The organism is Serratia sp. Z4 (assembly GCF_009900725.1).
Classification (GTDB): Bacteria; Pseudomonadota; Gammaproteobacteria; order Enterobacterales; family Enterobacteriaceae; genus Serratia; species Serratia nematodiphila.
The window spans coordinates 490,190-511,191 of sequence record NZ_JAAABD010000001.1 but is presented as its reverse complement, the minus strand read 5'-3'; the positions used below and the strand labels follow the sequence as shown (position 1 = coordinate 511,191).

General features: G+C 60.6%; 24 protein-coding genes. 15 read left to right on the top strand and 9 right to left on the bottom strand.

Features of this window, described 5'->3' with window-relative positions; all coding sequences use genetic code 11:
* The first annotated feature begins 166 nt into the window (after positions 1-166).
* The 3 genes from GT753_RS02565 (at position 167) to dapF (ending at position 1,864) form a co-directional block, all read left to right on the top strand.
* Positions 167-424 (top strand): DUF1471 domain-containing protein, encoded by a 258-nt coding sequence (locus tag GT753_RS02565; protein ID WP_015377085.1) that lies wholly within the window; start codon positions 167-169, stop codon positions 422-424.
* 193 nt (positions 425-617) lie between these two features.
* Complete coding sequence (locus tag GT753_RS02560) at positions 618-875, top strand: YdgH/BhsA/McbA-like domain containing protein (protein WP_004939517.1); 258 nt, start codon at positions 618-620, stop codon at positions 873-875.
* 113 nt (positions 876-988) lie between these two features.
* Positions 989-1,864, top strand: a complete 876-nt coding sequence (dapF, locus tag GT753_RS02555; RefSeq protein WP_015377084.1) for a diaminopimelate epimerase — start codon at positions 989-991, stop codon at positions 1,862-1,864.
* Here the strand turns inward: dapF and GT753_RS02550 are convergent.
* Positions 1,839-3,137: an SLC13 family permease gene (locus GT753_RS02550; RefSeq protein WP_160125225.1), complete on the bottom strand. Its 1,299-nt coding sequence runs from the start codon at positions 3,135-3,137 to the stop codon at positions 1,839-1,841. The genes dapF and GT753_RS02550 overlap by 26 nt on opposite strands.
* An 84-nt stretch (positions 3,138-3,221) precedes the next feature.
* A complete protein-coding gene (locus GT753_RS02545; RefSeq protein ID WP_041922195.1) occupies positions 3,222-4,127 on the bottom strand; it encodes a helix-turn-helix domain-containing GNAT family N-acetyltransferase in 906 nt (301 codons plus the stop codon).
* A gap of 500 nt (positions 4,128-4,627) precedes the next feature.
* On the opposite strand from GT753_RS02545, the gene amyA reads away from it, so the two are divergent.
* Positions 4,628-6,118, top strand: a complete 1,491-nt coding sequence (gene amyA, locus GT753_RS02540) for an alpha-amylase (protein ID WP_088381364.1) — start codon at positions 4,628-4,630, stop codon at positions 6,116-6,118.
* A gap of 120 nt (positions 6,119-6,238) precedes the next feature.
* Positions 6,239-7,087 (top strand): PA4780 family RIO1-like protein kinase, encoded by an 849-nt coding sequence (locus GT753_RS02535; RefSeq protein ID WP_021503963.1) that lies wholly within the window; start codon positions 6,239-6,241, stop codon positions 7,085-7,087.
* An 8-nt stretch (positions 7,088-7,095) separates the two neighbouring features.
* On the opposite strand, the gene GT753_RS02530 is transcribed toward GT753_RS02535, so the two are convergent.
* Positions 7,096-7,314, bottom strand: a complete 219-nt coding sequence (locus GT753_RS02530) for a hypothetical protein (RefSeq protein WP_015377079.1) — start codon at positions 7,312-7,314, stop codon at positions 7,096-7,098.
* A 69-nt stretch (positions 7,315-7,383) separates the two neighbouring features.
* On the opposite strand from GT753_RS02530, the gene GT753_RS02525 reads away from it, so the two are divergent.
* Entirely contained in the window at positions 7,384-8,211 is an 828-nt protein-coding gene (locus tag GT753_RS02525; RefSeq protein ID WP_015377078.1) for an AraC family transcriptional regulator, read from the top strand.
* Here the strand turns inward: GT753_RS02525 and GT753_RS02520 are convergent.
* From GT753_RS02520 to lsrG, 3 genes are all read right to left on the bottom strand, one after another.
* The gene (locus tag GT753_RS02520; RefSeq protein ID WP_015377077.1) at positions 8,187-8,777 is read right to left on the bottom strand and encodes a LysE family translocator; all 591 of its coding nucleotides are present in this window, start codon (positions 8,775-8,777) and stop codon (positions 8,187-8,189) included. The genes GT753_RS02525 and GT753_RS02520 overlap by 25 nt on opposite strands.
* An 83-nt stretch (positions 8,778-8,860) precedes the next feature.
* Positions 8,861-9,751 carry an EamA family transporter gene (locus GT753_RS02515; protein ID WP_160125224.1) on the bottom strand — a complete coding sequence of 297 codons (891 nt, stop codon included), beginning with the start codon at positions 9,749-9,751 and terminating at the stop codon, positions 8,861-8,863.
* Between the two features lie 87 nt (positions 9,752-9,838).
* On the bottom strand, positions 9,839-10,132 hold the full coding sequence (gene lsrG, locus GT753_RS02510) for a (4S)-4-hydroxy-5-phosphonooxypentane-2,3-dione isomerase (protein WP_004939559.1): 294 nt from the start codon (positions 10,130-10,132) through the stop codon (positions 9,839-9,841).
* Positions 10,133-10,325: 193 nt separating this feature from the next.
* On the opposite strand from lsrG, the gene lsrK reads away from it, so the two are divergent.
* The 7 genes from lsrK to GT753_RS02475 all read left to right on the top strand — a co-directional run bounded on the left by lsrK (position 10,326) and on the right by GT753_RS02475 (position 16,368).
* Complete coding sequence (lsrK, locus tag GT753_RS02505) at positions 10,326-11,891, top strand: autoinducer-2 kinase (protein ID WP_075685268.1); 1,566 nt, start codon at positions 10,326-10,328, stop codon at positions 11,889-11,891.
* Positions 11,892-12,111: 220 nt separating this feature from the next.
* Entirely contained in the window at positions 12,112-13,296 is a 1,185-nt protein-coding gene (locus tag GT753_RS02500; protein WP_075685270.1) for an MFS transporter, read from the top strand.
* A gap of 60 nt (positions 13,297-13,356) precedes the next feature.
* On the top strand, positions 13,357-14,250 hold the full coding sequence (locus tag GT753_RS02495; protein ID WP_015377073.1) for a LysR family transcriptional regulator: 894 nt from the start codon (positions 13,357-13,359) through the stop codon (positions 14,248-14,250).
* A 54-nt stretch (positions 14,251-14,304) separates the two neighbouring features.
* Entirely contained in the window at positions 14,305-14,766 is a 462-nt protein-coding gene (locus tag GT753_RS02490; protein WP_075685272.1) for a GNAT family N-acetyltransferase, read from the top strand.
* Positions 14,767-14,820: 54 nt separating this feature from the next.
* Positions 14,821-15,162, top strand: a complete 342-nt coding sequence (gene yajD / locus GT753_RS02485; RefSeq protein ID WP_004939576.1) for an HNH nuclease YajD — start codon at positions 14,821-14,823, stop codon at positions 15,160-15,162.
* Between the two features lie 271 nt (positions 15,163-15,433).
* Positions 15,434-16,069, top strand: a complete 636-nt coding sequence (locus GT753_RS02480) for an AAA family ATPase (RefSeq protein WP_015377071.1) — start codon at positions 15,434-15,436, stop codon at positions 16,067-16,069.
* Positions 16,066-16,368, top strand: a complete 303-nt coding sequence (locus GT753_RS02475) for a hypothetical protein (protein WP_004939584.1) — start codon at positions 16,066-16,068, stop codon at positions 16,366-16,368. Before GT753_RS02480 ends, GT753_RS02475 begins: the two co-directional genes overlap by 4 nt.
* 41 nt (positions 16,369-16,409) lie before the next feature.
* Here the strand turns inward: GT753_RS02475 and GT753_RS02470 are convergent, their stop codons facing one another.
* On the bottom strand, positions 16,410-17,171 hold the full coding sequence (locus GT753_RS02470) for a CDP-diacylglycerol diphosphatase (protein ID WP_015377069.1): 762 nt from the start codon (positions 17,169-17,171) through the stop codon (positions 16,410-16,412).
* Positions 17,172-17,408: 237 nt separating this feature from the next.
* Between GT753_RS02470 and GT753_RS02465 the strand changes: the two genes are divergently transcribed.
* Positions 17,409-18,209 carry an alpha/beta fold hydrolase gene (locus tag GT753_RS02465; protein ID WP_080062472.1) on the top strand — a complete coding sequence of 267 codons (801 nt, stop codon included), beginning with the start codon at positions 17,409-17,411 and terminating at the stop codon, positions 18,207-18,209.
* A 73-nt stretch (positions 18,210-18,282) separates the two neighbouring features.
* Here the strand turns inward: GT753_RS02465 and GT753_RS02460 are convergent, their stop codons facing one another.
* Positions 18,283-18,675 carry a hypothetical protein gene (locus GT753_RS02460; RefSeq protein WP_004939596.1) on the bottom strand — a complete coding sequence of 131 codons (393 nt, stop codon included), beginning with the start codon at positions 18,673-18,675 and terminating at the stop codon, positions 18,283-18,285.
* 354 nt (positions 18,676-19,029) lie between these two features.
* Between GT753_RS02460 and GT753_RS02455 the strand changes: the two genes are divergently transcribed.
* Entirely contained in the window at positions 19,030-20,058 is a 1,029-nt protein-coding gene (locus GT753_RS02455; RefSeq protein WP_015377067.1) for a methyltransferase, read from the top strand.
* Here the strand turns inward: GT753_RS02455 and GT753_RS02450 are convergent.
* Complete coding sequence (locus GT753_RS02450) at positions 20,055-20,978, bottom strand: PEP phosphonomutase (protein ID WP_021503971.1); 924 nt, start codon at positions 20,976-20,978, stop codon at positions 20,055-20,057. The genes GT753_RS02455 and GT753_RS02450 overlap by 4 nt on opposite strands.
* Positions 20,979-21,002: the final 24 nt, after the last annotated feature.

Sequence of the window (21,002 nt, the reverse complement as noted above, 5' to 3'; positions counted from 1 at the left end):
CTGTCCCGCTCCACAGCAGGGTTAGCACAAATAACTTAACGATCATTATAAAAAAATATTGCGCCCTCGTCGAGAACCGATTAGCATTTAGTTATCGATCGTTAAGATAATTTAGCGAAGCGGATTAAACCCCTCTATTCACCGTTATCGGAAAGGAATTAACATTATGAAAAACTTAAAATTAACCTTAGCAGCCCTCACTCTGGCCAGCATTTCCTTCGGCAGCTTCGCCGCTGATTTGGTCCAGAACCAACCGGCTGACCAGCAGAAAGTGGGCGTCATTACCGTCAGCGGCGCATCCGATCTGACCTCGCTGGAAAGCAGCCTGGCCGCCAAAGCCGATCAGGCCGGTGCAAAATCCTTCCGTATCATCGGCGCCGGCGGTAACAACCAGCTGCACGGCACCGCAGAAATCTATCAATAACAATGAATTAAACCAGCGGATCGCGATAAGTTTTGCTCCCGACGCCAGGGCGTCAAAAAAAATTAATTAACGAGCATTAAAAAAATATTTGCAATCCGTCAAACCGGCATCTAACATTAAATTATCGATCGTTAATTAATTTAACGACCTTACAAAACAAACATCGTAAAGAACAAAGATAGGAAATAAGACCATGAAAAACCTGAAAATGACCATCGCCGCCATCGCACTGGCTTCCGTCTCCTTCGGCAGCTTCGCCGCCGAACTGGTTAACGCACAACCCGCCGACCTGCAAAAAGCCGGCGTCGTCACCGTCAGCGGCGCGTCCGACCTGAGCAGCCTGGAAAACAAACTGGCGGCCAAAGCCGATGCGGCGGGCGCAAAATCCTTCCAGATCATCGCCACCACCGGTGACAATAAACTGCACGGCACCGCGATCATCTACAATTAATGGCCGGATCGGCAATCGTGCAAAAGGGCGGCTCAGGCCGCCTTTTGCTTGCTTTAACGCCAACGTTCTGTTGTAAGCTGTAGCGACCTTTTTCCGCTGAGCCGAGCAACGCCATGACTCCCCTGCTGTTCCACAAATATCACGGTCTGGGCAACGACTACCTGGTATGCCACCGTTCGGTCGCCGATCGGCTGAGCCATGAACAGATCCGCCTGCTGTGCCACCCGCATTACGGCATCGGTTCCGACGGCCTGCTGATCGACAGCGGCGACGCCGTCAATCCCACCTTGCGCATCATCAACCCGGACGGTTCCGAAGCGGAGAAGAGCGGCAACGGCCTGCGTATCTACGCGCGCTATCTGTTTGACAGCGGCCGCGTGGGCCATCAACCGTTTTTGGTGCACACCGCCGGCGGCGACGTGCGCTGCCAGGTGGCGCAAGACGCGCATCAGATAACGGTGGAAATGGGGCGCGCCAATTTCAGCCCGGCGGCGCTGCCGGCGTTGATCGATCTGCCGGAGGCGCTGAACTATCCGCTGCCCCTGAGGGAGGAGACGTTAAGCGTTTCGCTGGTGTCGATGGGCAACCCGCACTGCGTGGTGCCGGTGGAAAAACTGGATCTGGCGCAGGTGCATCGGCTCGGACCGCAGATTGAACGCCATCCGCTGTTCCCGAAACGCACCAATGTACAACTGGTGGAAGTGGTCGATCGCCAGACGCTGCGCATCGGCATCTGGGAGCGCGGCGCCGGTTTTACCCTCGCCTCCGGCAGCAGCAGCTGCGCCGCCGCCAGCGTGATGCGCAAGTTGGGACGAGTCGGCGATCGGGTTAGCGTGCGGATGCCGGGCGGCGAGCTGCAGATCGCCTTCAGCGGCGATTTTCAGGTCAGCATGCGCGGACCGGTGCATAAAATCGCCACTCTGACGCTGGACGAAGATTGTTTTGCCGGCGGCGCAGGGCTGTTTACGGGATCCACCCCAGCAGTCTGAACCACAGATAATCCAACGGCACCAGCAGCGCAAAGCTGAGCGCGGCCAACAGCAGGCACAGCTTCAGCCCCTCGCGCGCCGGCACTTTGCCCATCCCCATCGCCACCACGATCGGCGAAGCCTGATACGGCAGCAGCGGCGTGGCGTAACCGATTACCTGGGTCATCAGCACCGTCAGCAGCGGTAAACCGCTGCCCGCCGACAGCGCCTCCGCCAGCGGGGTAAACAGCGCCGGTACGCCATTGGCGGTCACCACGAAATTCAGCAACGCGGTGATCCCCACCAGCGAACCGAACGCAGCGAACGGTTTGTCATGCAGATCCGGCATCATCGCCAGCAGCGCACCGCCCAACCGATCGCCGAGCCCCGAGTGGCTGACCAATGCGGTCAGCCCCAGGATCCCCGCCACGTAGATACAGGTGCGCACGTTAACCCCGACGGCGAACTGCTCGCCGTTGAGAAACCCGATACGCGGCAACAGGCAGAAACACGCTGCCGCCAACCCCACCCAGGCGGGAGCGATGCCGTGCCAGCTGTCGGTCATCCACAGCAACACCGTGGCGCCCAACAACGCGATCAGCCGCCATTCGGCGGCGCTGAGCGGGGTTTGCGCCGCCTCGGCCGCCACCGGCTGCGGCCGCGCACGGAACAGGCCGCAGATGCACAGCGTCAGCAGCGCGCCTTTGGCGATCCCGAGCACCGGGGCGTGCAACAGCAGGTAAGAAAGATAAGCGAAATGGCTGCCATAGGCGCTTTCCGCCGCGCCGCTCATCACCAGATTGGGCACGTTGGCCGGCAGGATGCTGGCGGAGAGCTGGAAGGTGCCGAACCCCACCGCCAGCGCCAAACCGATGCGGCCGCGCGAGCCTTCCGCCAGACCGGCGCGATTGGCCAACGCCATAACGATCGGCATCAGCAGCGTAATCCGCCCCATATTGGATGGCATGACAAACGCCAGCGCGTAGCTTATCGCCACCACGCCGCCCACCAGCCGGGGCCAGGAACCGGCCAGATGCGGCAAGAGTCGGTTGGCCAGGCGATCCGCCAAACCGGTGCTGCGGATGGCGGAGCCCAGCACAAAACCGCTGAGCACCAGCCAGAATGCGGAAGACGCGAAACCGGAAAAGGTCACCGCGGCGGGCGCCAGCTGCAAGACCATCACCGCCGCAAAGAACAGCAGCGCGACCACATACTCCGGCAAGCGGGCGCTGGCCCATAGCGCGATGACCACCAGCGTGACCAGCGCGGGCAGCGCCATCGGATCCCCCAACATAGTTTCCTCCCTGATAAAACGTTGTGATTGTTATCAAACGGTTAACAGGGTGACACAAGGCGCGGGCGCTAACCTTGAAACCGCTCACATATCGTCGCTCTGGAGATTTTTCAGCATGCATACGTTGCAGCCGTGGTGGCCGGTATTGCCGCGCCGTTCCGTCAACAGCGTGAACCCCAGCGCATAGTACAACCCGATTGCCTCTTTCAACTGTTCGGTGGTTTCCAGGTAGCAGTAGCGATACCCCGCCGCCCGCGCCGCCTTCAGCGCCTGCACCACCATATGGCGCGCCATGCCCAGCCCGCGCGCGCCGGGTTTGAAAAACAGTTTTTGCAGCTCGCAATAGCCGGGCTCTTCGCCGGCCAGCGGCGCCATGCCGACGCCCCCCACCACCTGTCCGTCCCGCTCCAGCACCCAGTAGTGGCCGCCGTTGTCGCGATACAGACCGGTCAGCCGATCGAGATCCGGATCGTGCAGACTGACCCCTTCCATTTTGTCCATGCCGTACTCGCGAAACACGTCGCGAATGATCGCCGCCATCGCCGCATCGTCGCGCTCGGCGATCGGCCGCACCCGCAGATTGGCGTCGCGCTGTTTGCGCGCGCTGCGCAGCGCCGCGGTCATCTTTTTCATCGCCGCAGTGGTGCTCGCCAGCTCATCGTCGTCCAACTGCGCCAGCGCCGCCTGCATAAAACCGTCGGCGTCGCTCTCGATGCCGGCCAGCGTCTTGCCGCCCTGTTTACTCAGCCGATGCAGGTTGTGCCGCTTGTCATCAGGATGATCCACCGTTTCTATCACGCCGGCGGCCACCAGGCTGCGCAGCGCCCGGCTGGCGCTGGCCTTGTCGATGCAAAGCCGGGCCGCCAGCTCGGTGACGCCCAGCGGCTGCTCGCTGACTTCGATCATCAGATGGATCTGCAGCGGCGAAAAGCGCGAGCCGTTGCTCTGCTTGTTCAACATGCCGAATTCTCTGACCAAATTGCGCGCCAATGCTCTGAAATCCCTGATGTTCACGGCGTTATGCTCCCCTGTTCTCCCACCTTCAGGCTACGTTGGATGGGTTATTGGTTGATAGTGTTATCTAATTTTGAACATAACGATAACGCATAAACAATTGCGAATGAATAACCAATCCGGCACCTGAATATGTCAAAATATTTCATATGACAGCATTTAAATCCAATTTAAAACAAATTAATAAAATTAAAAATCATACTAAGATTTAAAGTTGAAATAAAAATCCAATAAAAGTGAGCATAAAAACGGCAAAAGTGGGTAAAACAAAAAATAAAATAAATATCCATTTGAAATTTAAAAGATAAAATTTAAAACGTAAAAACTTGATAGCAACAACTCAAGCGCTACCTCGTCAACGTCGGTTACATATTTACGCCTGCCTTCGCGCGCTTCCCTGCGCCATTGTCCCTTTTGCCAAAAGTAGCCCATGCTTTAACTGCTTCTCTCCTTCTGGCTAACCGGGACGCTGGCTCATGACGAAAAAAACCACCCTGCTGCAATTCTTCCACTGGTACTACCCCGACGGCGGCAAACTGTGGCAGGAGGCCGCCGAGCGCGCCCCGCACCTGGCCGAACTGGGCATCACCGATCTGTGGCTGCCGCCCGCCTGTAAGGGCGCTTCCGGCGGCTACTCCGTCGGCTACGATACTTACGATCTGTTCGATCTGGGCGAGTTTGACCAGAAAGGCAGCGTGGCGACCAAATACGGCGACAAGGCGGCGCTGGAACATGCCGCCAATACGCTGCGTGAACACGGCGTGGGCGTGCTTTACGATGTGGTGTTCAACCACAAGCTCGGCGCGGACGAGAAAGAACGGGTGCACGTGTTCAAGGTGGACGCCAACAACCGCAACGACATTGACGATCAGGGCTTCGACGCGCTGGCCTACACCCGCTTCACCTTCCCCGGCCGCCAGGGCGTGCATTCCGAATTTATCTGGGATTACAAATGCTTCAGCGGCGTCGACTATGTTGAGCAGCCGGACGACAAAGGAGTGTTCAAAATCGCCAACGATTATGGCGACGACGGCTGGAACGATCAGGTCGACGACGAGAAAGGCAACTACGACTATCTGATGGGCGCCGACGTGGAGTTCCGCAATACCGCCGTGACGGAGGAGCTCAAATACTGGGCGCGCTGGCTGTTGGAAACCTTGCCGTGCGACGGCTTCCGCCTCGACGCTGCCAAACACATTCCCGCCTGGTTCTTCAAAGAGTGGGCGGATCACGTGCGCGGCAGCGCGCAACGCGACCTGTTTATCGTTGCCGAATACTGGTCGCACGATCTCAGCGCGCTGCAACAATACATCGAGTTGGTGGACGGCAAGGTGATGCTGTTCGACGTGGCGCTGCACCTGAAGTTTCATCAGGCGTCGAAGCAAGGCGACGGCTTCGACATGGCGCAGATCTTCACCGATACCCTGACCGCCGCCGATCCGGCCCACGCGGTGACGCTGGTCGCCAACCACGATACCCAGCCGCTGCAATCGCTGGAAGCGCCGGTGGAACCCTGGTTCAAACCGCTGGCCTACGCGCTGATCCTGCTGCGCGAACAGGGCGTGCCCTGCGTGTTTTACCCCGACCTGTATGGCGCCAGCTACCGCGACAAGGGGCGCGACGGCGGCGAATACCAGATCGACATGCCGGCGATCCCGGAGCTGGAGAAGCTGATCGCCGCCCGCCAGCGCTTCGCCAACGGCCCGCAAACCGACTACTTCGACGACAGCCACTGCGTGGCCTTCAGCCGCGCCGGCACCGCCGAAGCCCCCGGCTGCGTGGTGGTGCTGACCAACGGCGGCGAGAGCGGCAAGACGGTTACGCTCGGCGCCGATCTCGCGCACACCGCCTGGCGCGATTTCCTCGGCAACCGCCCGGAGGAAATCACCGCCGACGACCAGGGCTGCGCCCATTTCCCGGTTAACGCCGGCAGCGTCAGCGTCTGGGTGCCGGCCGCCAGCCTCTGATCGCCCGCCGCCGCGTAATGATGTCGCGGCGGCAAAACTAATGTTTGCCTTTCGGGTCTAACTTACGCTATCAACTGCGCAAGCCATTCACACCGGAGCCTAAATAGGGTACAAGGCTGCATGAAAATTCCAAAACGACTCCAGCCGCTGGTGGATGACGGGTTAATCGACGACGTCATCCGCCGGTTGAAAAGCGGCAAAGAAGCCGACGTGTTTATCGTGCGCTGCGGCGATGAGATCCGCTGCGCCAAAGTGTACAAAGAGGCCGAGAAGCGCAACTTCAAGCAGGCCGTCCACTATCAGGAAGGGCGCAAGGTGCGCAACAGCCGCGACGCACGCGCCATGAGCAAAGGCTCCAAATTCGGCCGCCAGCAGCAGGAAGAAGCCTGGCAAAACACCGAAGTGGACGCGCTGTATCTGCTGGCCAAGGCCGGGGTGCGGGTGCCGCAGCCGGATATCTGCCTGGACGGCGTGCTGCTGATGGAGCTGATCACCGACGAAGAAGGCCTGGTGGCGCCGCGCCTGAGCGATGTCATCCTGACGCCGGAACAGGCGCGCGCCGATCACGCCCTGATGATGAACTACGCGGTGCGCATGCTGTGCGCCGGGCTGGTGCACGGCGACCTGTCGGAATTCAACGTGCTGATGGATAAAGACGGACCGGTGATCATCGATCTGCCGCAGGTGGTGGACGCCGCCGCCAACAACCACGCCAAAAGCATGTTCGAGCGCGATATCGGCAATCTGGCCGAATTTTACGGCCAGTTCGCGCCGGAACTGCGCGACAGCCAATACGCCAAAGAGATTTGGGCGCTGTATCAGGAAGGCAACCTGACGCCGGACAGCGCCCTCAGCGGCCGGTTCAACGAAATCCAGAAGCGCGCCGACGTCGGCTCGGTGCTGGAAGAGATCCAGGCCGCCAGCGAGGAACATCAGCGCCGCCTCATGGCGCGCAATACGGAAGAGTAACGCCCGCGCTACTCGACGCGAAACACCTCCGGCCGCTGCGGCGTCGCGGCCTCGTGATAAATATCCCCCAGATAGCCGGCGATCTCCTCTTCACGCAGATCCGCCGGCAGCACGATATCGTAGCTGGGAGCATATTTGCGCTCCGGCAGCGTCACGCGGAACAGCCGCCATTCGTCCCCGATGCGCTTCACGCCCAGCAGACGGCCGAACACGTTAAAAATCATCATCCGCCATTCCCCCACTCGTCGCTTTCAGGCTATAACACTGTGATGCCGCCGCAGTGAAAAGGAAAGCGTATGAGTGAAAAAACGCCGCAGTTCTGGCGCGATCCGCAGTTGCCGTTCGTCGAAGCCCGCGCCATCGCGGATGGCCGCCAGGTGTGCTACAGCCTGCACAGCCACGAATTCTTTTCCATCGGCGCCATCACCGGCGGCGTCAGCACCTATGTCAACGGCGAACGACGCATGCAGGTCAGCGCCGGCGATCTGGTTGTCATCAACCCGCAGCAGGCGCACGCCTGCAACCCCATCGCCGATCGCCGTTGGTCGTACGTCATGTTCTATCTCGATCTCGCCTGGCTCGGCGCGCTGCAGCAGGAGCTGCTCGGCGGCGAGGGCGACCGTTTTGTTCCGTTCAGCCAGCCGCTCAGCCGCGATCCGGCGCTGTTCCACGGGCTGAACCGGCTTTATGCGCTGCTGACGGATCCGCTGTGCAGCGCGCTGGAAAAACAGATCGCCATGGTGGAGTATTTCAGCGCCCTGCAGCTCGGGCTGGGCGATGTCCGCCAGCCGGAGACGCCGCCGCATACCCGGCTGGAAGCGGCAGCGGCGTTTATCGACGCGCACTGCACCCGGCCGCTGACGCTGGACGACATTTGCCGCGCCGCCGCGCTGTCCCCTTCTTACCTGATCCGCGCCTTCCGCCAGCGTTACGGCATGACGCCGCACGCCTATCTGGTCAACCGCCGCGTACAGCACGGCCATCGGCTATTGAAAAGCGGCCTGCCGATCGCCGCGGCCGCCAGCGAAAGCGGCTTTGCCGATCAGGCGCACTTTCAGCGCACCTTCAAACAGCTGTTGGCCGCCACGCCCGGCCAGTATCAAAAACCCTCCGCCAACAGATAGCAAGCGCTGGCCGCCAGCAACGCCGCCATCGCGCGATTAAAGCGCTGTACGTTGCGCGCCTGCCTGAGCAGGCCGCGCAGCATCGCGCCGACATAGGCCCAGCAGGCTACCGAGGCATAGCAAATCACGAAGTAGAGCCCGGCGAACTGCCACAGCAGCCGAATGTCACCGTCGCCGACAAAGGCGCCGAGGCTGGCCACCGACGCCAGCCATGCCTTGGGATTCAACCATTGCATCAGCGCGCCGTACCAACAGGAAGGCGCCTGCGCCGCGCCGTTGCCCAGTCTGCCGTCGTCAAACGCCAACCGATAGGCCATAAACAGCAGAAAGGCCACGCCGGCCCACTGGATCAAGCGGGTCAGCCCCGGCCACAGGATCAGCAGTTGGTGCATGCCCAATCCCAGCAGCACCAGCAACAGGGTAAACCCCAGCGTGGCGCCGAACACATGGCGCTGGGTTGCGCCAAAGCCGAATTGCGCCCCGGCGCTCAATGCGACGATGTTGACCGGGCCGGGAGTGATGGAGGCCGCCAGCGCAAACGCGGCCATGGAAAGGTAGATATTCATGATGGACACCTGAGAAAATATTCACAGGCGCCAGAATGCCGACCGCCGCCGACAGCGTATTGAACAGAATTACCCTATTCGGTTTAGCGCACGGCGACGGCCCGGCGGCGCGGCAGCCCGAAGGTGTTGACCGCCATGCCGGCCAGCACCAGCAATGCGCCGCCGAACTGCGCCGGCGACAACGCTTCGTCCAGCAACAGCCAGGCGGCGAACAGCCCGACCAGCGGCACCAGCAGCGTCAGCGGCGCAACGCGCCAGGTTTCATAGCGCCCCAGCAGGCTGCCCCACACCGAATAACCGAACAGCGTGGCGGCGAACGCCAGATAGGCCACCGCCAGCCAGGTGCCAACCTGCACATGGCTCAGGCTGCTCAGCACCACCTCAGGGCCGTCGAACAGCCAGCTGCAGGCCAGGAACGGCACGACCGGGATCGGCGCGCTCCACACCACCAGCGATAAGATATTACGCTGCGGGAAACCGGCCAGGATCTTCTTGTTGGTCAGGTTGCCCAGCGCCCAGGAAAACGCCGCCGCCAGCGTCAACAGCAGGCCCGCCAGAGGGACCGCGCCGCTGCCCGGCTTATGCAGGCTGGCCTGCGCCAGCACCAGCATGCCGCCGCTGGCGATAGCGATGCCGACGAAATGGTTGATCCGCAGCTTTTCGCCCATCAGCAGGGTGAAGAACACCTGCGCCTGCAACACCAGCGAGGCCAGCCCCGCCGGCATGCCCACCTTGATGGCGACGAACAGAAACGCGAACTGCGCGAAGCTCATGGTCATGCCGTACAGCAGCAGCCATTTCCACGGAATAGTCGGGCGCGGGATAAAGAAGATCGCCGGCAACGCCACCAGTAAAAAACGCATCCCGGCCAGCAGAAACGGCGGCATACCCTGTAAACCGAACTTGATCACGACGAAATTCACGCCCCAGATCACCACCACCAACAGCGCCAACAGCCGATCGCGCAATGTCATCCTCGCCCCGCTTATCCCATTGAAAATTCGCTTTGCCTTGCAGGTTACAACCAAACCGGGCGCATGGACACCGGCAAACGCCGGCGATTATTCAGGCATCAGGCCGATAAAGGTGGTCTTCTTGCGCGGGCCGGTCATCAGCGCTTCCAGCTTCTCCACGCACTGCAGGTAATGCGGGGTCTGCTTGTGCGCCGCCACCGCCTGCTCGTCGCGATAGGCTTCGTAGATGTAAAACCGCGTCGGGATCTGTTCATCCTGCAGCACATCGAAGCGCAGGTTGCCCGGCTCTTCGATCGCGCCCAGGTGATTGGCGCGGAAAACATCGATAAATTCGTCGATTTTGTCTTGTTTAACGTTGATCTCAACCAATGTGACGTGCATGGCAACTCCTTGTTTAAACGGCGCGCCGTAACATGGCGCTTTCCAACCATAGGTTTATTACCGTCGATTGCCCTGCCGCAACGGCAATTTTGCCGCCTGGCTCACAAATCGCGTCGGCGACGCCCACTCCTCCCCCGGCGGGGTAAGGCGGCGGCATCTATAGTTAACATTCCTCCCCCTGAGAGCATAGGCTATGGATAACTACTTGATGGCGCTGGACGCAGGAACGGGCAGCATTCGCGCGGTGATCTTCGATCTGGCGGGTAACCAGATCGCGCACGGCCAGGCGGAGTGGCAACACCTCGCGGTGCCGGGCGTGCCCGGCTCGATGGAGTTTGACCTCAGCCGCAACTGGCAGTTGGCCTGCCAGTGCATCCGCCAGGCGATGCAACGTGCAGGATTGAGCGCTCAGGCGATCCGCGCGGTGGCCTGCTGCTCGATGCGTGAAGGCATCGTGCTGTACGACCGCAACGGCGTGCCGATCTGGGCCTGCGCCAACGTCGACGCACGCGCCAGCCACGAAGTCAGCGAGCTGAAAGAGCTGCACAACCACGGCTTCGAACGCGAGGTGTACCAGCACTCCGGCCAGACGCTGGCGCTGAGCGCCATGCCGCGTCTGCTGTGGCTGGCGCACCATCGGCCGGACATCTACCGCCAGGCGGCGACGCTGACCATGATCAGCGACTGGCTGGCCAACATGCTGAGCGGCGAACTGGCGGTCGATCCTTCCAACGCCGGCACTACCGGCATGCTGGATCTGACCAGCCGCGACTGGCGGCCGGCGTTGCTCGACATGGCCGGCCTGCGCGCCGATATTCTGTCGCCGGTGAAAGAGACCGGCAGCGTGCTGGGGCGCGTCACCGAACAGGCGGCGCAGGAGAGCGGGCTGCTGCGCGGCACCCCGGTGGTGATGGGCGGCGGCGACGTGCAGCTCGGCAGCCTGGGGCTCGGCATCGTGCGCGCCGGGCAGACGGCGGTGCTCGGCGGCACCTTCTGGCAGCAAATCGTCAACCTGCCGGAGCCGGCCATCGATCCGGAGATGAACATCCGCATCAACCCCCACGCCATTCCCGGCATGGCGCAGGCGGAATCCATCAGCTTCTTTACCGGCCTGACCATGCGCTGGTTCCGCGACGCCTTCTGCGCGGAAGAAAAACTGCTGGCGGAGCGGCTGGGGGTCGACGCCTACAGCCTGCTGGAAGAGATGGCGGCCAGAGTGCCGCCGGGCGCCTACGGCGTGATGCCGATTTTCTCCGACGCCATGCATTTCAAAACCTGGTATCACGCAGCGCCGTCGTTCATCAACATGTCGATCGACCCGGAGCGTTGCAACAAACAGACGCTGTTCCGTGCGCTGGAGGAGAATGCCGCCATCGTCTCCGCCTGCAATCTGGAACAGATCGCCGCCTTCTCCGGCGTGCAGGCCCGTTCGCTGGTGTTCGCCGGCGGCGGGGCCAAGGGCAAGCTGTGGAGCCAGATCCTCAGCGACGTCACCGGGCTGACGGTGCGGGTGCCGGTGGTGAAAGAGGCCACCGCGCTGGGCTGCGCGATCGCCGCCGGCGTCGGCGCCGGGCTGTACGCATCGCTGGCCGAAACCGGCGAGCGCCTGGTGCGCTGGGAGCGCGAGCATCAGCCGGACATGACCCACCACGCGCTGTATCAGGAACAGAAAGAAACCTGGCGGCGGATCTACGCCGATCAGTTGACGCTGGTGGACAACGGCCTGACCACCTCGCTGTGGAAAGCGCCGGGGCTGTAAGCGCCTCGCGGCATTCGGTCATAACCTTATGCCGTTTTATTCCTTTCCCCTCGGCGCGGCGCAAGCCGCGCTTTAACTCACTGCCGCGATTGTTCCCCCTCAGAAACAGTGTAACCACCGCAGATGGATTTATCCGCCGCTCTCGCCTGCCGTAAATTGTGATTTCGGTCACGCTGCGCCCCTCGCGCGGCCTGAGCATTCACCTGAGAAGAGCGGCATTATGCTGAATCATAAAGATAACCCTGCATCATCCCCGTGGTTGGCGATCTTCTCGCTGACGGTTGCCTGTTTTGTCATGGTCACCACCGAGTTTCTGCCGATCGGTCTGCTGACCAACATCGCCCCCTCGCTCGGCGTCAGTACCGGCAGCGCCGGGCTGATGGTCACCATGCCCGGCATCGTGGCGGCGGTGGCCGCCCCCGCATTGAGCCTGATGTCCGGCCGCCTGGATCGGCGTTTATTGATGCTGGGGCTATCGTTGCTGCTGGTGGTATCCAATCTGGTGGCGGCGCTGGCCGTCAACTTTCCGATGATGTTGCTCGGCCGCGTGCTGCTGGGCGTCTGCGTCGGCGGCTTCTGGTCGTTCGCCGCCAACTATGGCCGCCATCTGGTGCCGGAAGCCAGCCAGGGGCGAGCCACCGCGCTGATCCTCAGCGGCGTTTCGGTCGGCGCGGTGTGCGGCGTGCCGATTGGCGCACTGGTCGGTGATCTGTTCGGCTGGCGCGCCGCCTTCTTCGGCGGCGCGGCGCTGGCGGTCGGCGTACTGTTGGCGCAGCTGCGCTTACTGACGTCGGTGCCGCCGTCCCGGCCGGTCACGCCGCGCGATCTGGTGCTGCCGCTGCGCCTGCCGATGGCGCGCATCGGCCTTATCGCCATCGTGCTGCTGTTCATCGGCCACTTCGCCGCCTATACCTATCTGCGCCCCCTGCTGCAGCAGGTGTTCGTGCTCAGCCCGTCGGCCATCTCGCTGCAGCTGTTGGCCTATGGTGCCGTCGGCCTGCTGGGCACGTTCCTCGGCGAACGCCTGGGGGAATACAGCCTGCGCGCCACCTTTATCCTGATCGCCGCCATGTTGGCAGGCATCCTGATCGTCTCACCGCTGCTCAGCGGCCTCGGCGGCGCCACGCTGATGGTGATGGTCTGGGGGCTGGCCTTTGGCGCCGTGCCGGTGTGCGCCACCAACTGGATGTTCGCCGCGGTGCCGCAGGCGCCGGAGGCCGGCCAGGCGCTGCTGGTGTGCGTCGTCCAAATCGCGCTGGCCTCCGGCGCATTGCTGGGCGGCGAGGTGGTGGACTGGCAGGGCGTCAGCAGCGCCATGCTGTTCGGCGGCGCGCTGATCCTCTCCGCCATGCTGGTGTTCGGCCTCAGCTTGCGCTCCGGCGCGATTGGCGCTAAACAGTGTTAATCATTATCTATCTGCAGAAACATGCCCCGGTCACCGCCGGGGCATGGCGTTGAGAACCCTATGGACCATCATTTGCTCGCTATCCGGGTATTTAACCGCGTGGTGGAAACCGGCGGCTTTACCCGCGCCGCCGATTCGCTGGGCATGCCGAAAGCGACGGTCACCAAGCTGATCCAAAATCTGGAGGATCACCTGCAGACCAAGCTGTTTCAGCGCACCACTCGCAGCGTGTCGGTCACCCGCGAAGGCGAATGCTATTACCAAAATACGGTGAAATGGCTGGCGGATTTGGAGCAGATGGAGGGCTGCCTGACCGAGTCGCAAAGTTCTCCGCAGGGCGTGCTGCGCATCGACACCGGCAGCGGCACCGCTCGCCAACTGCTGTTGCCGGCGCTGCCCGGCTTTTTGGAACGCTACCCGCAAATCCAAATCGATCTCAGCATCGGCGATCGCGTTATCGATCTGATCAGCGACAGCGCCGACTGCGTGATCCGCAGCGGCCCATTGGCCGACTCCAGCCTGATCGCCCGGCGTCTGTTCGATCTGGACTGGGTCAGCTGCGCCACCCCGGCCTATCTGGCGCGCCACGGCACTCCGCGCCACCCGTGCGATCTGGAACAGGGCTTTCCGATGGTGCACTACCGCCATCCGGTCAACGACCGCATCCATCCGCAACGCTATGTCGAGCGCGGCAAAGAGATCGCCATCCAGCAGCGCTACCCGGTCAGCATCAATGAAGGCAACGCGCTGCTGGCGGCGAGCCTGGCCGGATTAGGCATCATCCAGATTTATCGGTTTATGGCGCAGCCACACCTCGAGCGCGGCGAGCTGGTCAGCCTGCTGCACGACTGGCAGCCGCCGCCGGAGCAGATGTACGTGGTCTACCCGTCCAATCGCCACCTCAGCGGCAAGCTGCGGGCGTTCATCGACTGGGCGGTGGAGACGTTTCATTAACCGATCGCCCCGGCTATAGTGGCTTCTCTTACGGACAATAAAAACGGGCAAACCATGCATATCGAACCGCTGCTTGCACATCGTCAGCGCATTGACGAACTGGCCGAATTACTGCATCAGGAATGGGGCGCCTTTGCGCAGTGGAGCAACCGCGACGCCATCAGCCGGCGGCTGGCTGAACGCTGTGCGCCCGAGAGCCAAGGCGTCGTGTTGCTGGCGCTGTCGCCGCAGCAACAGATCGTCGGCACCGCCAGTTTGACGCGGTATGAATTGACAGATAAACCGGAGCGCCAATACTGGCTGAGCGAAGTCTTTACCCACCCGCAGCACCGCGGCCAAGGCATCGCCCGCAACCTGATCGCGCGCTGCATCGAGCACGGCCGAACCCAGAGCATCAGCGAACTGTATCTGTATACGCCCGACCAGCAGACGCTGTATCAGAAACTCGGCTGGCGCCCTCTGGAGCAACGCCAGGTCGCCGGTGAAACCGTCACGGTGATGAGCCGCACGTTGTAGCCGCACGCACTGTGGTATTATTGGCCGCATATTGATTCCCGACGGACGACCACCATGGCCTATATCCCCAAAAACTATGCGAAGCTGGAAACCGGCTACCGCGAAAAAGCGCTGAAACTGTTCCCCTGGGTATGCGGGCGCTGCTCACGCGAATTCGTTTATTCCAACCTGCGCGAGCTGACGGTGCACCATATCGATCACGATCACAGCAACAACCCGGAAGACGGCAGCAACTGGGAAATGCTGTGCCTGTATTGCCACGACCACGAACACTCGAAATACACCGAGGCCGATCAATACGGTTCGACGGTGGTGGCCGGTGAAGATGCGCAAAAAGATATCGGCGTCGCCACCCACAACCCGTTCGCCAACCTGAAGGCGATGATGAAGAAATAATGTCGACAACAGCTTAATGAGTCACTAACTTATTAAGCTGTTAAATTAATAAAATCCTCCTCCGCATCGCCACTTCCCAGAGAATTCCTACTTACCCATCCGGGCCATCCAGCGCAAAATAAGCTGCACAGTTAACGACATACTGGCTTGGCAAGCCGCCGCAGTTGGTGCATATTGTTCGCGAGTTGTTCTTGTTAACCTGTTTGATTATCAACCTAATAAGCACATTAACTTAATAAGTTACCTGCTTAATAACTTGAGAGATGGCAGCATGATTGTTCTGATTGGCTCGCAAAAAGGCGGTGTCGGCAAGTCGACGAAAGCGGTGAATATCGCCGGGTATCTGATTCTTAAGCAAGGCAAGACGGCGATCATCGTCGATGCCGACGACCAGAAATCGATCATGACCTGGTACAACGACCGTCAGAACGTCGAGGGGCTGCCGCACATTCCGGTGGTGGCCGCGTCGGGCAAAATCAAGGAAACGCTGCTGGAGCTCGATCGCCATTACGACTACGTGATCGTCGACACCGCCGGCCGCGACAGCGCCGAACTGCGCTCCGGCCTGCTGGCCGCCGATCTGTTCCTCTCGCCGCTGCGCCCTTCGCAGATGGATCTCGACACCATCGGCTACCTGTCGGAGATGTTCTCCACCGCGCAGGAATACAACGAGAAGGTCAAAGGCTACATTGTGCTGAACATGTGCCCGACCAATATCTTCATTAATGAAGCCAACGAAGCGGCGCAGGTGCTGAGCGAATATCCGGAGTTCACCCTGGTGAGCCACCGCCTGTGCGATCGCAAAATTTACCGCGACGCCTGGGGCGAAGCCATCACCGTGCATGAGGCGAACAACGAAAAGGCGCAGGCCGAGATCGAATGCCTGGTGAAAGAGGTGATCCTGTGAAGAAGCGCACTCCCACCCACCGCATGTCGGAAGACGAATTCATCAACAGCGCCACCTCGCATACGTTGCCGGTTGCGGCGCCCGCGCCGGAAGCCAAGCCGGCCGGCCGCAAGCGCACCTATAAGGCGATTTCCGTCAGCCTGACGGACAACCACATCGAAGCCATCGATGAGGTGATCGTGCAGGCGGCGCGCAACGGCATCGTGCGCATCACCCGCTCCGACATCATCAAGCTCGCCATCGACGGGCTGGCGGAGAAAAGCGAAACGCAGCTGCTGGCATTGCTGAAAAAACTCTGACCGCACGGCAGCCGCCGGCTGACCACGCCGGCGGGCCGTTATCATCTTGAGTTCCCCGCGACCTCGCACCGGTAGTCCTGAATTTCGCCGGCCGAGCCCAGGTTCAGATCGGTCAGCTTCAAACGGTTCGCCAACAGCAGCATCTCGCCCTGCGGGCTGACCGCCAGCGCCAGGCCGTAATTGCCAATGCTGTCGCCCTGCTCGACCACATAGTTCTGCAGTAAACGGAAAGGATCTTCCTGGGTTAAATCGGTGCCCGCCAATTTTCTGGCCAGATATTGGTGACCGAGCAATTTCACCGCCAGCGGCCGCCACTGTTGATCTAATTGTTCCGCCTGCTGCCCCAGCGCGTTATAGACATCCTGGCGCAAGCAGGCAACGTGAATATGCAGCTGATTCTGAGAGCGACCATATTTCGAATTGACCGCCAGAGAAATCCACGCATCTTTTAACGGTTTACCCAGCTCGCCGGATATATGTTCACGGTTATTCCAGGCCTGGGCGAAATAAGGCGGCGCGTGCTCTGTCTGCAATGCCGGGCTCTCGATACCGCTGACCTTTTCGGTCGGCATCACCAGATCGTGATAGGGGCCTTTGCTGTCCTTAAACAGCACATAACCCTCGGTTAAATCAACCTTTAAACAGGGCGCCGGATCGTTGTTCTGCTGCTGATTGGGCACGCACTGTTGGCTGACGATTTGCCACAGCGCATTCGGATTGCCGCGCCCGAAGAACCACCACAGCACCGCCGTCAGCAGCAAAATGACAAGCAAAATAATTAATAGTCTGAAAAGTCTTTTCATCGCGACGCCCTGTTTATCTATTCCATACCGAAAGGAGCGACAGCATAAACCAAGGCTCCGCTCACCACCAAAATATTAGCCTTAGCGTCACCTTTTATTGACGTCTTGTTAGCAATGCAAATTAAAAAACCCGCGTCCACCTGAGTAATTTAAAGTAAATTAATACCGTGGGTTGAATATGAGTGTGATATAAGCAGCCGAACTCTCTTTATATAAGGAACCGACAAGATGCCAACGATGGGCAAATCCCTGCATTATCTCGACGTGGGCTCAGGCTTTCCGTTGTTGCTGGGCCACAGCTATCTGTTCGATCTGAACATGTGGGCACCGCAGTTCGAGGCGTTGGCGAAACGCTACCGCCTGATCGTGCCCGATCTCTGGGGCCACGGCGACTCCCCGGCGCTGCCGCCTGGGCGAAACAGCCTGTCGGATATCGCCGCCGATCATCTGGCGCTGATGGATCATTTGGATATTGCAGAGTTCGGCATCGTCGGCCTGTCCGTCGGCGGCATGTGGGGCGCGGAACTGGCGGCGCTGGCGCCGGAACGGGTGAAAGTGCTGGCGCTGCTGGACAGCTACCTGGGCGACGAAACACCGGAGGCGCGGCAGCGCTATATGGGCATGCTGGCCGCCGTGGAACAGGCCGGCGCCATCACGTCACCGCTGCTGGAATATATCGCGGCGCAGTTCTATTCCGACGAAGTGCCCGCTGCGCTGTCGCAGCCTTTGCTGGCCCATCTGCAAAGCCTGCCCGCCGATCGGCTGCGCGACAGCATCGTGCCGCTGGGCCGGATGATCTTCGGCCGTCCCGACAAGCTGGCGCTGCTGGAAAACATCACCGCCGCCAGCATCGTCATCACCGGCGCGCAGGATAAACCGCGCCCGCCGACGGAAGGCCAGCGCATGGCGGATCTTCTCGGCTGTCGGCATGTGCTGATCCCCAACGCCGGCCATATCAGCAACAAAGAAAACCCGACGGCGGTCAACGAAACGCTGCTGGCGTTTTTGGCTGAAAACACCACCCCGCTGTTTTGGTGAGATTCTCCGGGCCGTCAGGCCCGGAGATTCCCTTCAGACGAAGCCTTAGGGAGGGGGAGGCTACATCCGGCGTTTATTGGCCGATAGACGTCAGACCCTGGCGGATCCCTTCGTCAGCCTGCTGGCACCATGTCTGCAGACCCTGTGGCGCTTCCTTTTCCAACGCAACCACTTTGCCGTCGTCGTTCAGCACATTGCCTTCACGGCCCATCGCTTCACGCTTGTCACCGTCGCGGGTGTCGACACCGCCGGGAATGGCGGCCACGTAGGCCACCATTTTCTTGGCGTTGTCGATACTGTCCGCTTTCAGAAAACCTTTATCGACGCAGTAAGACATCAGCCCGCTGGTATTACGCGTAATGTCATAGACGTTTTTCAATGCAGCAGGGTCCATCCCTTCGGCATTAGCGGTATTGAACAGGCCCAGAGTCGCGGCAATCATGCCGGTCAGAATGCTCTTTTTCATTGTTATCTCGTTTTAATAATGAATTATTTAGCTTTGAATTATTCACAAAAAATAATGTGAACGTCGGTACGGTATAACGGCGGCTCAGATTAACACAACCCTAACGCGTTAATAACTGTGATTAAGTTAACCTCCAGTAAAATAAAAATGCATGATGGGGCTATTACTCCGCCCGACGTCAGTTTTTACGTTCGACATTAACCGTACCCAATTCAATTTTAAAATAGTATCACCAGGGAATTATTTACAACGTAAGCGTTGGCCTGCGGTCAATCGCGCCCCCGCCCTTTGCTAAAACCACAGGCGTAACATAGCCTGTTAAGACGCGCCATGCCTTAGTGGGAGGGGATTCACATGAACCATTCCGTCCGGCCGCCGCCATGCGACGACAAAACCATTCTCGATATCACGATGAATTTATATCTCTATCCGGCGGCGCTTATTGCGCACCGCCTGGGCATCTTTGAATTTATTGCATTGCGCCCCCGCAACCTGACCGATATATGCGCTCAGGCCAATGTGGAAAGACGCCCGGCAGAGACGCTGGTCATGGCGCTAGTGGCATTGAAATTGATAGACAGAGACGGCGAAACATTCTCTCTGACGCCGGAAGCGGAAACCTTTTTGATAAAAAACAACCCGCATTATTTCGGCTATTTTTGGGATTTGATGATTGAAAACAGCGAGATTTTCACGCTGAAAAACCTGGAAAGCGCCATCAGAAAGAATGCCTCGCAGGTGTACGGCGAGCAGGAGCTGTTTGAAACCCATACGCTCGACGCCGACAGAATGCGGCTGTTTACCCACGCCATGCACAGCCTGAGCATGGGCTCGGCCAGCGTTTGGCCTACGCTGTTGCCCCTCGGTGCCTGCCGCACGGCGCTGGATATCGGCGGCGCCTCCGGCGCCCATGCCATCAGTCTGGCGACCCACTGGCCGGCGCTCACGTGCACCGTGTTCGATCTGCCGGAGGTGTGCCCGCTCGCCGCCGACTACGCGCACGATCACGGCCTCAGTCAGCGCATCGGCACCCACAGCGGCGATATGTGGCGCGATCCCTACCCGGCGGCGGATCTGCACCTGTACTCCAATATTTTCCACGACTGGCCGATGAACAAGAACCGCTTCCTGGCGCAAAAGAGCTATGCGGCCCTCCCGCCCGGGGGCAGGATCGTGATCCACGAAGTGCTGTACAACGATGACGGCGACGGGCCGCCTGCCGCCGCGGGGTACAGCCTGATGATGATGGGATGGACGCAGGGCCGCCAATACTCCGGCAAGGAAATCGGCGACCTGCTGCGCGACGTCGGCTTCGGGCCCGCTCAGGTGCTGCCGTCGCTCGGCTATTTCAGCATCGTCACGGCGCAAAAACCCCAGGCTTAGCGGTTCACCGAGCGCGCCATGCGGCTGTAGGTGTGGCGCACGCCGCGGATCGCCACGCTGTAGGCGAAGATGTTTTCCGGCAGCGCCAGCCCCAGATAGCCGGTATCGCCGATATGGTGCAGGTCCGCCCCGGCCATTTTGCTCATCAGCGCAATCTGCCGCACGGTCTGCACGTCGGCCCCCTCTTGCGAGGTGCCGATCGCCGTCATCGCCAGCGCCCCCTGCCGCTGGGCAAAGGCGATCAGCGCCGCCACTTTCTCCTGCGACATGCCGGGAATGGTGCCCGGCGCCGGCAACAGCACGATGTCCGCGCCGTTCTCCACGAACAGCGCGATGTCCTGCTCGCCGATCAGTTGGCTTCCGCTTTCGCGCACGATGCCGGCGCCGTGCATTTTGCCGGTCACCAGCACCATCTCGTCGCCCACTTCCTCGCGGATTGCTTTCAGCGCGGCGGCGATCGCCTGATTGCTGACGCCGTTGTTCGGGTTGCCGGTCAGCACCAGCATGCGCGCGCCGAGCTGATACAGCTTGCGCGCATTCTCGGCGGTGGCGGCGCGGCCCGCCGTCATCTGCCAGAAATCGTTATGTTCGGTGGCGAAGGCCGGATCGACGGCCTCCAGATTCACCCCGATCACTCGCCCGGTCAGCCGCTGCAGCGTGCGTAGCGCCTCCTGCGGCGGCACGTCGGCGGGCAGGCCCGCGATATGCGGATGATCGACGTCGAACAGGTTCAACAGCAGCAGATCGGCGCCCTGGCTGGCCGCCAGTTCGGCGTTGGTGACGTTATTGAGCAGCGGCTGAGTGACCGCAATGGTTTCGCTGACCAGAATGCGCCCTTCACTGGCGCGGATGGCATAGAGCAGATCGGCTTTGCCGATATCGGCCAGATCGCTGGCGCTGCAGTCCAGATACCGTTTCATGAGGCAAGCTCCGGTGACATGAGC